The sequence below is a fragment of the Alphaproteobacteria bacterium genome (genome assembly GCA_030740435.1).
Lineage (GTDB): Bacteria > Pseudomonadota > Alphaproteobacteria > UBA2966 > UBA2966.
In genome coordinates this window covers 1-12,397 of the sequence record JASLXG010000180.1, presented here as the reverse complement: position 1 = coordinate 12,397, position 12,397 = coordinate 1, and the positions used below count along the sequence as shown (strand labels likewise).

Genomic DNA, 12,397 nt, shown 5'->3' with positions numbered 1-12,397 from the left:
TGGCGGCTTCCAGGATGTGGCGCTCGGCGGTGGCGACGAGGTCTGCGATCTCGTGTCTGGCGGCTTCGTCGAGGACGCCCTCGGGCGGGGCGGCGGCGATCAGGGCAAGCGCTCGCTCGCGGGCGACGTCCGTAGCGTTTCCCGGCCTGCCAGCAACGCCCGCGCGTCGACCTTCGGGGTGAGGGCCCGACCGTCGATCACAACCGAAAAGCCGATGAAGTTTAGGGTATCGGCGGGGGCCGCGATCAGGTCCGCGTGCTTGGCCGATGATCTAAGGAATATTGGTCGGAGCGGCAGGATTTGAACCTGCGACCCCCACACCCCCAGTGTGGTGCGCTAACCAGACTGCGCCACGCTCCGACCTTGGCGGCATTGCCGCGGGGCGCACTATAGCGTCGGCGGAGCGACGCCGCAATGACCGCGCCTTATCAAAGTCTTTCAGCAAAAACTCTTTAATCTCAATTCATTAACATTACATCTTAATCAAAACCCTGAACTACTGCCGAGTTTCAGCGGCGGCGCCGCGAAAGCATGTCCTGCAAGGATCTGAGCTCGACCACGATGCCCTCCAGCTCGGCCCGACGCGAGGGGCCCAAAGGGGCGCCGGCAACGGGGGTGCTATCGCCGCGCCGCCCCGATTCGCGCAACACCTTCTGCACGCCCTTGATGGTATAGCCCTCGCCGTAGAGCAGGCTGCGGATGCGGCGCAGCAACTCGACGTCCTCGGGCCGGTAATAGCGCCGGCCACCGCCGCGTTTGAGCGGCCTGATCTGGCTGAACTTGCCTTCCCAAAAGCGCAGTACGTGCTGCGGCACGTCGAGCTCCTGGGCCACCTCGCTAATGGTGCGAAAAGCGTCGGGAGACTTGGCTACCCGCCGCGCGCTGCGTCGCTCGGCCACCTCGGGCTGCCCCTAAAGCGAGGGCTTCAGGAAGGCCGCGCCGCGCGACAGCAGCCGGTTGATACGGTCCTTGAGCACGTGCGAGGGGCGGAAGACCAGCACCCGGCGGGGCAGAATCGGCACTTCCTCGCCGGTCTTCGGGTTGCGGCCCACGCGCTGGCCCTTTTCCCGCACGTAGAAGCTGCCAAAAGACGACACCTTGACGGTCTCGCCTTCGACCAGCCGGTCGGCAATGCGGCCCAGCACCGATTCCACGAGATCGGCGGATTCGTTGCGCGACAGCCCGACCTCCTGGTAGACCGCTTCGCTGAGCTGCGCCCGCGTTACGGTGCGTCCTGCCATGGCCTGCTCCTCCCGTTATTGCCCCAACGGTAGCGCGGCCAAAGAAATTCGTCAATATCAAAGGGATGCGGGGCGACGTTTAAGTCAGACGCGAATCGGCGGTGAAAACCCCCTGATTCACCACCGTGCGACGCAGCCGCCCCAGGCGAATCCGCCGCCCATGGCCTCCATCAGCACCACGTCGCCGGCCTTGATACGGCCGTCGCCAACAGCCTCGGCCAGGGCCAGCGGCACCGAGGCGGCCGAGGTATTGGCGTGCCGCTCGACGGTGACGACAACCTTCTCGGAGGCCAGCTTGAGCTTGCGCGCGGTGCCGTCGATGATGCGCTTGTTGGCCTGGTGGGGCACCACCCAGTCGATGTCGTCGCTCGCCAGGCCGGCCTTGGCCAGGGTTTCGCCAACCACCGAGGAAAGATTGGTCACGGCGTGGCGAAAGACCTCCTTGCCTCGCATGCGCAGGTGTCCGGTGCTCTGGGTCGACGAGGGGCCGCCGTCGACATAGAGCATGTCGTGATGGCGGCCGTCACTATGCAGCTGGCAGGCCAGGATGCCCCGGTCGCCGGCATCGCCTTTGCCTTCGTGGGCCTCCAGCAGCACGGCACCGGCGCCGTCGCCAAACAGCACGCAGGTGGTGCGGTCACTCCAATCCAGGATCCGCGAGAAGGTTTCGGCGCCGATCACCAGCACGCGCTCGGCCTGGCCGGCGGCAATGAAATTGTCGGCTACCGCCAGGGCGTAGATGAAGCCGCTGCACACCGCCTGCACGTCGAAGGCAAAGCCCCCGACCATGCCCAGTTCGGCCTGCACCACGGTGGCCGTGGCGGGAAAGGTCTCGTCGGGCGTGGCGGTGGCGAGCACGATGGCATCGACCTCGGCGGCGGGGCAATCGGCGGCGGCCAGGGCGGCGGAAGCGGCCTTGACGGCCAGGTGCGAGGTGAATTCGCCCTCGGCCGCGACATGGCGCTGGCGGATACCGGTGCGGCTGGTGATCCACTCATCGGAGGTATCCACCAGCTTGGCCATTTCGGCGTTGTCGATCACGCGTTCCGGCAGATAGGCCCCACAGCCGGCGATCAGGGCGCGGCGCACGGTCACGAAACGGCGGCCTCGGGTATGGCGGCCGGGGCGCAACGCCGGAGATCGGCCTGGATGCGCTCCTTGAAGCGTTCCTCGACCATGTCCAGCGCCACACCGACGGCGTTGGCGAAACCGATCGAATCGGTACCGCCGTGGCTCTTGACGACGACGCCGTCGAGGCCCACGAACATGGCCCCGTTGTGCTCCCGCGGATCGACCCGGCGGCGCACCGCGTTGATCGCCGGCCGGGCCAGCAGATAGCCCAGCCCCGCCATCAAGGAGGAGCGGAAAGCCTGATTGAGAAACCCGGTATAGAGCCTCGAAGTACCCTCGAGGGCCTTGAGCGCGATGTTGCCGGTGAAGCCGTCGGTGACGAAGACGTCGACCGTGCCGGCACCGATGTCGTCGCCCTCGACGAAGCCGTGGAATTCGAATTCGAGATCCGAATCACGCAGGATCTGGCCCGCCGCCTTCACCGTCTCGTTGCCCTTGAGATCCTCGGAACCGACGTTGAGCAAGCCCACGGTGGGACGCTCCTTGCCCAGCTCGATGCGGGCGAAGGCAGCGCCCATGATGGCGAACTGAACCAGGTTGTCGACGTCGCATTCGATGTTGGCACCCAGATCGAGCATGGCACTACGGCCGCTCAAGGTGGGAAAGAAGGTGATCATGGCCGGCCGGGCGATGCCTTCCTGCATGCGCAGCACCACCTTGGCCATGGCCATCAGGGCGCCGGTGTTGCCGGCCGAGACCACGGCGTCGGCGCGGCCCTGGTCGACGGCGTCGATGGCCAGGCGCATGCTTGACTGGCGCCCCCGGCGTAGCGCCTGCGAGGGCTTGTCGGTATCGTCGATGACCTGTTCGGCATGACAGAGCTCGACGGCCTCGGCCAGCCCGGCCTGACGCGCCACCAGCGGCCGCAAGCGCACTTCATCGCCGAACAGCATGAAACGCAGCCCGGGATGGCGCTGGCGCGCCAACTGCGCGCCCTCGACCACCATGGCCGGCGCCTCGGCGCCGCCCATGGCATCAAGGGCGATGCAGCGGCCTGAACTCATGGAGCTATATCGAGGCTGTTGCTTCGACGACCTCGCGGCCGTCGTAGTGGCCGCAATCCTCGCAAACATGGTGGGGACGCTTGTATTCGCCGCAATTCGAGCATTCCACGTAACCGGCCGGTTTGAGGGCGTCGTGCGATCGCCTCATGTTGCGCCGCGAAGTGGATTTCTTCTTCTTCGGTACTGCCATGACTTCACTTTCTCACTCTGCATCGCCGCCGGGCGGTCTTCTAGGTATCGGGGTTCAGGCGCTTGCGCAACTCGGCGAACGGTAAATGCCTTCCCTCGGCCTCTTCGTCAACCCCCACCGCGGTGTCGTCTTGGTCCACATCCGCGACTTCGAACACCACTCCTGGACGGCGCGGATAGGGCTCCAGGGCCAAGGCCAGATGCTCGGCAATCAAGGTGCCGACATCGGCCTTGCCGTGTTGCAGGACCTCGGATGGTTCCTCGTCGTCGACGCTAAAAGTCACCTCGCTTTGGTCCGTATGGTTGCCGCCGGCCGTCCTTTCGGGGACAAAATCGGCTGCGAACCTTTCGTCTATGCGGGCGGCTATGGGCTCCAGGGTTACGACGCAGGACTGTACCACATCGGCCAGGAAATGAATATGCAGGCGCATGCCCCGGGTCTGGGGCAGCCGCTCCGCCCGCACCGTGGCGGAAAGGGATTCGAGCGCCACGATATTCAGCCGCGCCGCCAAGGCCCGGCATTCCGCCGCCTCGGCGACGAACTCGAAACTGCGCCCGTCCAGACCCAGCAGCTGGCTCTCGATGATGCGGCTGAACTCGCCCTCAGGCACGCCCATTGCCGTCCTCCGATTTCGATCTCTTCCGCCCGCCGCCGCGGAAGGGCCGGAAAATAGTGTCAAATCGTCGCTCCGGTCAATTGCTTTCACCTCCGGCGGGGGTGCTTTCACCTCCGGTGGGGGTGCTTTCACCTCCGGCGGGGGCGCTATTCGCCTCCGGCGGGGGCAGGAAATCGATCTCTCCGGCCAGCAACGCCCGGCGCCCGGCCGCTGCCAGATGCGCGACCTGGGCCAGGACATGGCTGGTCAGCGCCGCCAGCTGGGCTTCGATGCGGGCCGCCTGGGGCCCCCGGTCATCGCCCAGGGTGCCGTAGACGTTGCGCCCGAGGGCGGCGGAAAGTGGCCCCTCGCCGGCCGCCAAAGCCTCGTCATAGGCCTTGGCCCGGCCATAATAGGCCCGCGCCATGGCCTTGACCCGGGAGCCGACGCTGAGATCGCCCACCCCCATCTCGCGCAAAGCCCGATCCATGTCGCTCATCATGAGATCGAAGAGCGCCTGCCCCAGGGCCACCCCGGCTTCACCTTCGAGGCGCAGGCGCCGCGCCACCAGATGGCAGTGCAGCACCAGCAGGTCGTAACGCCCGTCCAGCGTGTCGGGCACGCCCAGGTGCTCGTAGAAAGCCGCCGCGCGGGCTTGGGCAACGACGCTGCGATACAGCAGGTAGACTTCGTCGGAGGCCTGGCCGCGCTTGAAAAATCGTTTAAAAACCATAACTTAACGCTCCAATGCCAAGAGCGTTGACAGCTCTCGCCCCGCGGTGCCATGGTGCCGGCCAGCAGCCGGCCCCCCGGGAAATCGCTTCCCGAACCCTTTTGGCGGATCAGCGCTCATGTGGCCCCGAAAATCAGCTCTCGGTCTTCGCGCCGGTCTTTTCGCCGGCCTTCTGGTATTGGGCGCCTGCGCCCCGCTCAGCGATATCCAGGGCCACGTTCCCGACGAAGAGCAGATCGCCAAGATCCAACCCAAGCTCAGCAACCAAAGCGATGTCTTGCGCCTGTTGGGCTCGCCCTCCAATGTCGGCACCTTCGAAACCACGACCTGGTACTACATCTCGAAGCACACGGAAACCTTCGCCTTCTTCGAGAAGGACCTTCTAAAGCAGCAGGTCCTGGCCATCAGCTTCAGTAAAACCGGCATCGTCGAGAAAATCGAACGTTACGGCCTCGATGATGCCCGCAAGATCGAGCTGGTGGAACGGGTGACGCCGACCCGGGGCAAGGAGCTTGGCCTCTTCCAGCAGATCTTCGGCAACATCGGCCGCTTCACCAACGAGGGCTCGGGCCCCGGTATGCCCTGATTGGATCTCCGATCCAATCAGGGTTTTTGTCGCTCACGGCGGCGGAGCTGCGCTCCGCTGCCTGCGCGGGCGCGCCGCAGGGGCGGCGGGTCGCGGTCGCTCCTGTTGCACCAAGACCAAGCAGCAACAATCACGCTCTGCTATCGGCGCTAAGCCGCCCCCCTGGGGGGCGGAGGCCAAGGGCGCGGAGCGCCCGCCCGGTGAGGGGCTACAAAAAACCCTAATGCGCCAGCGTGGCCAGCAGCAAGAGCGCCACGATGTTGGTGATCTTGATCATCGGGTTGATGGCCGGTCCGGCGGTGTCCTTGTAGGGATCGCCCACGGTATCGCCGGTCACCGCTGCCTTGTGGGCCTCGGAGCCCTTGCCGCCGTGGTTGCCGTCCTCGATGAATTTCTTGGCATTGTCCCAGGCGCCGCCACCGGCGGTCATCGAGATGGCCACGAAGAGGCCGGTGACGATAACGCCCATCAACATGGCACCCAGCGCCGAGAAAGCGGCGCCCTGGTCGGCCAGCGCCCGGATCACCCAGTAGACCACTATCGGGGCGAATACCGGCAACATCGAGGGCACGATCATTTCCTTGATGGCGGCCCGGGTCAAAAGATCGACGGCACGGCTGTAATCGGGCTTGGCGGTGCCTTCCATGATGCCGGGAATCTCGCGGAACTGGCGCCGCACCTCTTCGACCACCGAGCCGGCGGCCCGGCCCACCGCCGTCATGGCCATGGCGCCAAAGAGATAAGGCAACATGCCGCCGAGGAAGAGGCCGACGACGACGTAGGGATTGCTCAGCGTGAAGTCGACCTTGACGTCGCCGAAGAAGGCCTTGAGGTCCTCGGTATAGGCGGCGAACAGCACCAGCGCGGCGAGGCCGGCGGAGCCGATGGCGTAGCCCTTGGTCACCGCCTTGGTGGTATTGCCGACGGCGTCGAGGGCATCGGTGGTGTTGCGTACCGATTCCTCGAGATCGGCCATTTCGGCGATGCCGCCGGCATTGTCGGTGACGGGACCGTAGGCATCCAGTGCCACCACCATGCCGGCCAGCGCCAGCATGGCGGTGACGGCGATGGCGATGCCGAAGAGACCGGCCAGGTTGAAGGCGATGATGATGCCGGCACAGATGATCAGTGCCGGCACGGCCGTCGCCTCCATCGAGATGGCCAGGCCCTGGATGACGTTGGTGCCGTGGCCCGTGGTCGAGGAACGCGCGATCGACTGCACCGGACGATAGGTGGTGCCGGTGTAGTATTCGGTGACCCAGATGATCAGGCCGGTGATGACCAGGCCGAGGATGGCGCAGAAGAAGAGGTCGAGGCCGGTGACCGCCTTGCCGCTGATGCTGAAAGTGCTGGCCATGCCGACGAACATGTCGGTGACCGGCCAAAAGAGCACGGCCGAAAGCACGGCCGAGACCAAAAAGCCCTTATAGAGCGCTCCCATGATGTTCTGGCTGGCGCCCAGGCGGACGAAGAAGGTGCCGATCACCGAGGCGATGATGCAGGCCCCGCCGATGACCAGCGGATAAAGCATCAGCGTCAGCTGCATGGCGGTATCGCCGCTGAAATAGATCCAGGCCAGCACCATGGTGGCGACCACCGTCACGGCGTAGGTCTCGAAGAGGTCGGCCGCCATGCCGGCACAATCGCCGACGTTGTCGCCGACGTTGTCGGCGATCACCGCCGGGTTGCGCGGATCGTCCTCGGGAATGCCGGCCTCGACCTTGCCCACCAGATCGGCGCCGACGTCGGCACCCTTGGTGAAGATGCCACCACCGAGACGAGCAAAGATGGAAATCAACGAGGCCCCGAAGCCCAGCGCTACCAGGGCGTCGACGATCTCGCGCCCGGCCAGGTCGCCGCCCATGGCCAGCAACACGCCGAAGTAACCGGCCACCGCCAGCAGGGCAAAGCCGGCCACCAGCATGCCGGTGACGGCACCCGCCTTGAAGCCGATGGCCAGGCCTTCCTGCAAGCCCTGGCGCGCCGCTTCGGCGGTGCGCACATTGGCGCGTACCGAGATGTTCATGCCGATGTAGCCGGCAGCCCCCGACAACACGGCGCCAATGGCGTAGCCCACGGCCGCCTTGAGGCCGAGGAAGAAGAACACCACCACCAGCACCACGACGCCAACGATGGCGATGGTCGTGTACTGGCGGTTGAGATAGGCATTGGCCCCTTCCTGGATGGCCTGGGAGATTTCCTGCATACGCTCGTTGCCGGGGCTGGCAGCCAATACCGAACGACTGGCATAGACACCGTAGAGCACGGCCAGGACGCCGCAGGCGAAGACGAACCACAAAATGGTTGGCATGGCTTCAGATCCTCATGGCAAAGGGGCTCGAATGGGCCGAAAAACGCCACCTATTGGCGGCAAAAAAATCTCGCGGAACTTACGGGAGAAGCCAGCAAAAGGCAACCGCGCTCAGGCCACCCGGCGGCGCAGCAGCCACAGCGAGGCCAGCCCGGTAAACGCCAGGAAGGGCAGCGCCCCCAAAAGCACGGCGTGCCAGCCGATCAGGTGCAAAAGCGTGCCCGAAGTCAGCGAGGCGGCGGCCACGGTGCCAAACACGAGAAAGTCGTTGGCCGCCTGCACCTTGGCCTTTTCGGCCGGCGCATAGCACTCGGTCAACAGCGTCGTGCCGCCGACGAAAAGGAAGTTCCAACCCAGCCCCAGTAGCACCAGCGAGGTCCAGAAATAGAGGAATTCCAAGCCCGAAAGCGCCACCGCGACGCAGGCGAACATCAACAGCGTGCCGCAGAGCATGATCTTCAGCACACTGAAGCGGTTGATCAGCGAACCGGTGAAGAAGGCCGGCGCGAACATGCCGACGATATGCCACTGGATGACGATAGCGGTATCGTCGAAGGGATGTTGGCACGCCGTCATGGCCAGCGGCGTCGCCGTCATCACCAAGTTCATCACGCCGTAGCCGATCATGCCGCCCAGCACGGCCACCAAAAAGACGGGCTGGGCGACGATTGTGGCCAGGGGGCGACCGCCGCTCTGGCGCTCTTGCTCGCCGGGCGGTGGGATGTCGACCAGCGTCAGCAGGCCGATGGCCAGCAGCGCAAAGATCATGGTCGACATGTAGGAGCCGAGAAATAGGTGCTCGGGAAAGACGTCACGCGTCAGGATGGCACTGCCGGGGCCCAGGAAGGCACCGACGATGCCGCCGGCCATGACGAAGGAGATGGCCTTGCTCTTGAAGCTGTCGCTGGCCACGTCGACGGCGGCGAAGCGGTAGTACTGGCCACAAGCGTTGTAGAGGCCCGCAAGGCCGGTGCCGGCGCAAAAGAGCATAAAGTCGCCGCTGTAGATGGCGTAGCTCGACAACGCCCCGGCCCCGATGCCGATCACGGCTCCCGTCATGAAGCCGGCGCGCCGCCCCACCCGCTTCATCCAGAGCGAGGCCGGCACCGTGCTTAGCGCCGTGGCCACCACGTAGCTGGTGACAGGCAGCGTGGCAAAGGCCTTGTCGGGCGCCAGGGCAAAGCCGACCAGTGGGCTCAGCGCGATGAGGATGGCATTGCCGGTCAGCAGCAGCGCCTGGCAGCCGGCCAGGACGGCAACGTTGCGTTGGGCTCTATTCATTCCAGCGGCTGCCTTGGCGGGAATTCAAAAATGCCGGTAACCGGCCCCGGCCTCGAGGATTCGGCCGTCCGCGTCGCGCAAGCTGACGCCGCTGCCGGAGCGAATTTCACCGATCCGGGTAAAGGCCACGCCGGCCGCGGCCGCGGCAGCCACCGCCGCGGCCTCGCCCTCCGGCGCCAGCGTGGCCAGGATTTCGTAGTCGTCGCCGGCCAGTAGCCGCCGCCGTAACGCCGGATCGAGCGCCAGCGCCGCCTCGGCCGCCGGCGACAGCGGCAAACGCGCCGCCTCGATCAGCGCCGCCACGCCGGAAGCCTGGCAGATATGTTCGAGATCGGCGACCAGACCATCCGAGACATCGCTGGCGGCACTGACCAGACCGCCCAGCGCCCGCCCCAGCTTGAGGCGCGGGCGCGGCAGCCGATAGCGATCGAGCAACGCCCCAGCGGCTTGCCGGTCCAGTCCCGCCAATCCCCCCTTGAGCACCAGCAAACCCAGCGCAGCATCCCCGATGCTGCCCGATAGATAGACGAGATCACCCTGGCGGGCCCCGTTGCGACGCAGCGCGCGGCCCTCCTCGACCTCGCCCAGCGCCGTCAGCGACAACGTCAGCGCGCCCGGCGTCGCCACCATGTCGCCGCCCAGCAGCGCCAGGTCGAACTCGCCCTGGTCACTGGCCAGGCCGGCGGCAAACGACTCCAACCAGCCTTCGCCCAGATCGGCCGGCAGGGCCAGGGCCAGCAGGTAGCCCAGCGGCTCCGCGCCCATGGCCGCCAGGTCCGAAAGGTTGACGCGCAAAAGTTTGCGGGCCACCAGGTCCGGCGCCTCGTCGGCGGGAAAATGCACATCGGCCACCAGGGCATCCTTGGTCAGTACCAGATCGCAGCCCGGCCGTGGCCGTACCAGCGCGGCATCGTCAGTCAAACCGAAGGCCAGCTCGTGGCCGCTGGCCAGCGGCGCAAAAATCTCGTTGATCAATTCGAATTCGCCGCGCCGGCCCAGCTCAGCCACTTTCGGCCGCCATCTCCTGCGCCGCCGGCCCCAATTCTTCGGGCCTCAGGACATGACCGAGGCGATCGAGCACGCCGTTGACCAGGCGCGGCTCGGTGCCGTCGAAGAAGGCCTTGGCCAGATCGAGGTATTCGTTGATGACGGCCCGCGCCGGCACGTCCGGACGCTGGGCCAGCTCGAAGGCGCCGGCGCGCAGGATATGGCGCAGGATGGCGTCGAGGCGCGCCACCGTCCAGGCGGTGGTGAGCGCCGCCGCGATCATGTCGTCGAGGTCCTGGCGCTGGCCGCTGACGCCGCGCACGATGAGCGAGAAGAAATCGCCGTCGGCCTCGCCATAGCGATCGCCGTCGAGCTCCTGGCCCAGGCGATGGGCCAAGAACTCGGCGATCACCAGTTCCACCGGGGTGGCCGAAATTTCGATCTGGTAAAGTGCCTGAACAGCCCCCAGGCGGGCCAGTCTGCGCCGCCCCGGTCGGGAATTGGGATCGGAAGACGCGGCCGCAACGCTCATCGCGCCGGCATCAGCTCGCGCTTGACCCGCACCATCTCGATGGCGGCGCGGGTCGCCTGGGCGCCCTTGTTGCCCTGGTTGGTGGCGGCCCGGACCAGTGCCTGCTCGCGGGTCTCGCAGGTCAGGATGCCGTTGCCGACGGCCACGGAAAAGTTCATGGCGATATCGTTGAGACCGCGCGCCGCCTCGGCGCAGATGTGATCGTAGTGGCTGGTTTCGCCGCGGATGACGCAGCCCAAAGCCACGTAGCCGTCGTAGCGCCGCCGGCCGCCGACCAGCTCCATGGAGCGAATGGCCATGCGGATGGCAGCCGGCAGCTCGAAGGCGCCGGGCACCGAGACGCGCATGTAGCTGCCCCTGACCTCCTCGATGGCACCCAGGGCACCGCGCACCAGCTCGTCGGAAATGTCGGGATAGAATCGCGCATCGACGATCAGGAGGTAGGGCGCGTCAACCATGGTTAGAAGCCCTCCAGCTTGGGAATGGAACGTTGTTCGGCGATGCTCAAGCCGTAGCCCTCGAGGCCGACGATGGTGCGCTGGGAATTCGACAACAACACCATATCGCGAACCCCGAGATCGAGCAAAATCTGCGCCCCGATGCCATAGTCGCGCAACTGCGGCGGCACTTCGAGGGGCTCGCCCAGACGATCGCGCACCGAATCCGAAAGCGAGGACCGCCGGGGCTCGCGGATCAGCACCAGCACGCCGCGGCCGGCGCGCTCGATCTCGCTCATGGCGCTGTGCAACTGGCCGCCGCGACCGCCCTCGGCCAGCAGCAGGTCGTCCAGCAAGTCGAAGGCGTGGACCCGCACCAGCACCGGATCATGGCCCGAAAGATCGCCCTTGACCAGCGCGATGTGCTCGGCGTACTCGACCGAATTGACGTAGACGATCAAGCGAAAGCTGCCGAAACGGCTTTCCAGCGTGGTCTCGAGGGTGCGTCGGATCAAGGTGTCGTTGTGGCGGCGATAGGCGATCAGGTCGGCGATGGTGCCCAGCTTGAGGCCGTGGAACTGGGCGAAGGTCACCAGGTCCGGCAGCCGTGCCATGGTGCCGTCTTCGTTCATGATTTCGCAGATCACGCCCGAGGGGTTGAAGCCGGCCAGGCGGGCGATATCGACCGCCGCCTCGGTGTGGCCGGCCCGCACCAGGGTGCCGCCGTCGCGGGCCACCAGAGGAAAGACGTGGCCCGGGCTGTTGATGTCGGATTTTCCCTTTGCCGGGTCGATGGCCGCGGCAATGGTCCGGGCCCGGTCGGCCGCTGAAATTCCCGTGGTGACGCCCTCACGGGCCTCGATGGAGACGGTGAAGGCGGTCTGGTGGCGCGATTCGTTCTTGTGCGCCATCAGGGGCAGTTCGAGCTCGGCAATGCGTTCGCCGGTCAGCGCCAGGCAGATCAGCCCGCGAGCGTGCTTGGCCATGAAGTTGACGGCCTCGGCGTCGGCGATCTCGGCCGGGATGACGAGATCGCCCTCGTTCTCGCGGTCCTCGTCGTCAACCAGAATGACCATGCGGCCCTGGCGCACGTCGGCGATGATCTCCTCGATGGAGGAGAGATAGTCGTGATAGCTAGTCCGCATTTCTTACCGGGTCATGGCCTGCGCGGCGCTGTCGCGCCGACAGGGTAGGAGCGCTGCATAGCGCGATGTGGGACATCGGGCAAGCGGCGCGACGCACCCTGTCGGTGCGACAGCGCCGCCCGAAGGGTCGCCCCCAGCCGCGCGCCCGCTACGGAAAAGATCGAAGCGCGTAGTCCCACTACGCTCTTCGGTCTTTTCCTTTCGGATCGCATCACCTGGGGGCG

15 protein-coding genes and 1 tRNA gene are annotated in these 12,397 nt (G+C 66.0%); 2 read left to right on the top strand and 14 right to left on the bottom strand.

Annotation, left to right across the window (positions count from 1 at the left end; genetic code table 11):
* The coding region (locus tag QGG75_17530) for a hypothetical protein (protein ID MDP6069031.1) at nt 1-304 on the top strand (304 nt) is incomplete at its 5' end.
* Here QGG75_17530 and QGG75_17525 read toward each other — a convergent pair.
* The 8 genes from QGG75_17525 to QGG75_17490 all read right to left on the bottom strand — a co-directional run bounded on the left by QGG75_17525 (nt 283) and on the right by QGG75_17490 (nt 4,894).
* Nucleotides 283-360, bottom strand: a tRNA-Pro gene (locus QGG75_17525). The genes QGG75_17530 and QGG75_17525 overlap by 22 nt on opposite strands.
* Nucleotides 361-509: 149 nt before the next feature.
* The gene (locus QGG75_17520) at nt 510-899 is read right to left on the bottom strand and encodes a MerR family transcriptional regulator (protein MDP6069030.1); all 390 of its coding nucleotides are present in this window, start codon (nt 897-899) and stop codon (nt 510-512) included.
* Between the two features lie 12 nt (nt 900-911).
* Nucleotides 912-1,241, bottom strand: a complete 330-nt coding sequence (locus QGG75_17515) for an integration host factor subunit alpha (GenBank protein ID MDP6069029.1) — start codon at nt 1,239-1,241, stop codon at nt 912-914.
* 117 nt (nt 1,242-1,358) lie between these two features.
* Nucleotides 1,359-2,336 carry a beta-ketoacyl-ACP synthase III gene (locus tag QGG75_17510; GenBank protein ID MDP6069028.1) on the bottom strand — a complete coding sequence of 326 codons (978 nt, stop codon included), beginning with the start codon at nt 2,334-2,336 and terminating at the stop codon, nt 1,359-1,361.
* Complete coding sequence (gene plsX / locus QGG75_17505; GenBank protein ID MDP6069027.1) at nt 2,333-3,376, bottom strand: phosphate acyltransferase PlsX; 1,044 nt, start codon at nt 3,374-3,376, stop codon at nt 2,333-2,335. Before plsX ends, QGG75_17510 begins: the two co-directional genes overlap by 4 nt.
* A gap of 4 nt (nt 3,377-3,380) precedes the next feature.
* A complete protein-coding gene (gene rpmF / locus QGG75_17500) occupies nt 3,381-3,566 on the bottom strand; it encodes a 50S ribosomal protein L32 (protein MDP6069026.1) in 186 nt (61 codons plus the stop codon).
* A 40-nt stretch (nt 3,567-3,606) separates the two neighbouring features.
* Nucleotides 3,607-4,182 (bottom strand): DUF177 domain-containing protein, encoded by a 576-nt coding sequence (locus QGG75_17495; GenBank protein MDP6069025.1) that lies wholly within the window; start codon nt 4,180-4,182, stop codon nt 3,607-3,609.
* 76 nt (nt 4,183-4,258) lie between these two features.
* Entirely contained in the window at nt 4,259-4,894 is a 636-nt protein-coding gene (locus QGG75_17490) for a ubiquinol-cytochrome C chaperone family protein (GenBank protein ID MDP6069024.1), read from the bottom strand.
* Between the two features lie 118 nt (nt 4,895-5,012).
* On the opposite strand from QGG75_17490, the gene bamE reads away from it, so the two are divergent.
* Nucleotides 5,013-5,480 (top strand): outer membrane protein assembly factor BamE, encoded by a 468-nt coding sequence (gene bamE, locus QGG75_17485; protein MDP6069023.1) that lies wholly within the window; start codon nt 5,013-5,015, stop codon nt 5,478-5,480.
* Nucleotides 5,481-5,700: 220 nt separating this feature from the next.
* Here the strand turns inward: bamE and QGG75_17480 are convergent, their stop codons facing one another.
* The 6 genes from QGG75_17480 to ribB all read right to left on the bottom strand — a co-directional run bounded on the left by QGG75_17480 (nt 5,701) and on the right by ribB (nt 12,173).
* Nucleotides 5,701-7,791, bottom strand: a complete 2,091-nt coding sequence (locus QGG75_17480; protein ID MDP6069022.1) for a sodium-translocating pyrophosphatase — start codon at nt 7,789-7,791, stop codon at nt 5,701-5,703.
* 111 nt (nt 7,792-7,902) lie between these two features.
* On the bottom strand, nt 7,903-9,072 hold the full coding sequence (locus QGG75_17475) for an MFS transporter (GenBank protein MDP6069021.1): 1,170 nt from the start codon (nt 9,070-9,072) through the stop codon (nt 7,903-7,905).
* 24 nt (nt 9,073-9,096) lie between these two features.
* On the bottom strand, nt 9,097-10,071 hold the full coding sequence (thiL, locus tag QGG75_17470) for a thiamine-phosphate kinase (GenBank protein MDP6069020.1): 975 nt from the start codon (nt 10,069-10,071) through the stop codon (nt 9,097-9,099).
* Nucleotide 10,072: 1 nt separating this feature from the next.
* A complete protein-coding gene (nusB, locus tag QGG75_17465; GenBank protein MDP6069019.1) occupies nt 10,073-10,591 on the bottom strand; it encodes a transcription antitermination factor NusB in 519 nt (172 codons plus the stop codon).
* Nucleotides 10,588-11,049 carry a 6,7-dimethyl-8-ribityllumazine synthase gene (ribH, locus tag QGG75_17460; protein ID MDP6069018.1) on the bottom strand — a complete coding sequence of 154 codons (462 nt, stop codon included), beginning with the start codon at nt 11,047-11,049 and terminating at the stop codon, nt 10,588-10,590. Before ribH ends, nusB begins: the two co-directional genes overlap by 4 nt.
* Nucleotides 11,050-11,051: 2 nt before the next feature.
* Nucleotides 11,052-12,173, bottom strand: a complete 1,122-nt coding sequence (ribB, locus tag QGG75_17455; GenBank protein ID MDP6069017.1) for a 3,4-dihydroxy-2-butanone-4-phosphate synthase — start codon at nt 12,171-12,173, stop codon at nt 11,052-11,054.
* Nucleotides 12,174-12,397: the final 224 nt, after the last annotated feature.

Bases quoted from the DNA above. Each gene is read 5' to 3' on its own strand.
- QGG75_17515 (MDP6069029.1), bottom strand. From the start codon at position 1,241: ATGGCAGGACGCACCGTAACGCGGGCGCAGCTCAGCGAAGCGGTCTAC.
- plsX (MDP6069027.1), bottom strand. From the start codon at position 3,376: ATGAGTTCAGGCCGCTGCATCGCCCTTGATGCCATGGGCGGCGCCGAG.
- rpmF (MDP6069026.1), bottom strand. From the start codon at position 3,566: ATGGCAGTACCGAAGAAGAAGAAATCCACTTCGCGGCGCAACATGAGG.
- QGG75_17495 (MDP6069025.1), bottom strand. From the start codon at position 4,182: ATGGGCGTGCCTGAGGGCGAGTTCAGCCGCATCATCGAGAGCCAGCTG.
- QGG75_17490 (MDP6069024.1), bottom strand. From the start codon at position 4,894: ATGGTTTTTAAACGATTTTTCAAGCGCGGCCAGGCCTCCGACGAAGTC.
- bamE (MDP6069023.1), top strand. From the start codon at position 5,013: ATGTGGCCCCGAAAATCAGCTCTCGGTCTTCGCGCCGGTCTTTTCGCC.
- QGG75_17480 (MDP6069022.1), bottom strand. From the start codon at position 7,791: ATGCCAACCATTTTGTGGTTCGTCTTCGCCTGCGGCGTCCTGGCCGTG.
- QGG75_17475 (MDP6069021.1), bottom strand. From the start codon at position 9,072: ATGAATAGAGCCCAACGCAACGTTGCCGTCCTGGCCGGCTGCCAGGCG.
- nusB (MDP6069019.1), bottom strand. From the start codon at position 10,591: ATGAGCGTTGCGGCCGCGTCTTCCGATCCCAATTCCCGACCGGGGCGG.
- ribH (MDP6069018.1), bottom strand. From the start codon at position 11,049: ATGGTTGACGCGCCCTACCTCCTGATCGTCGATGCGCGATTCTATCCC.
- ribB (MDP6069017.1), bottom strand. From the start codon at position 12,173: ATGCGGACTAGCTATCACGACTATCTCTCCTCCATCGAGGAGATCATC.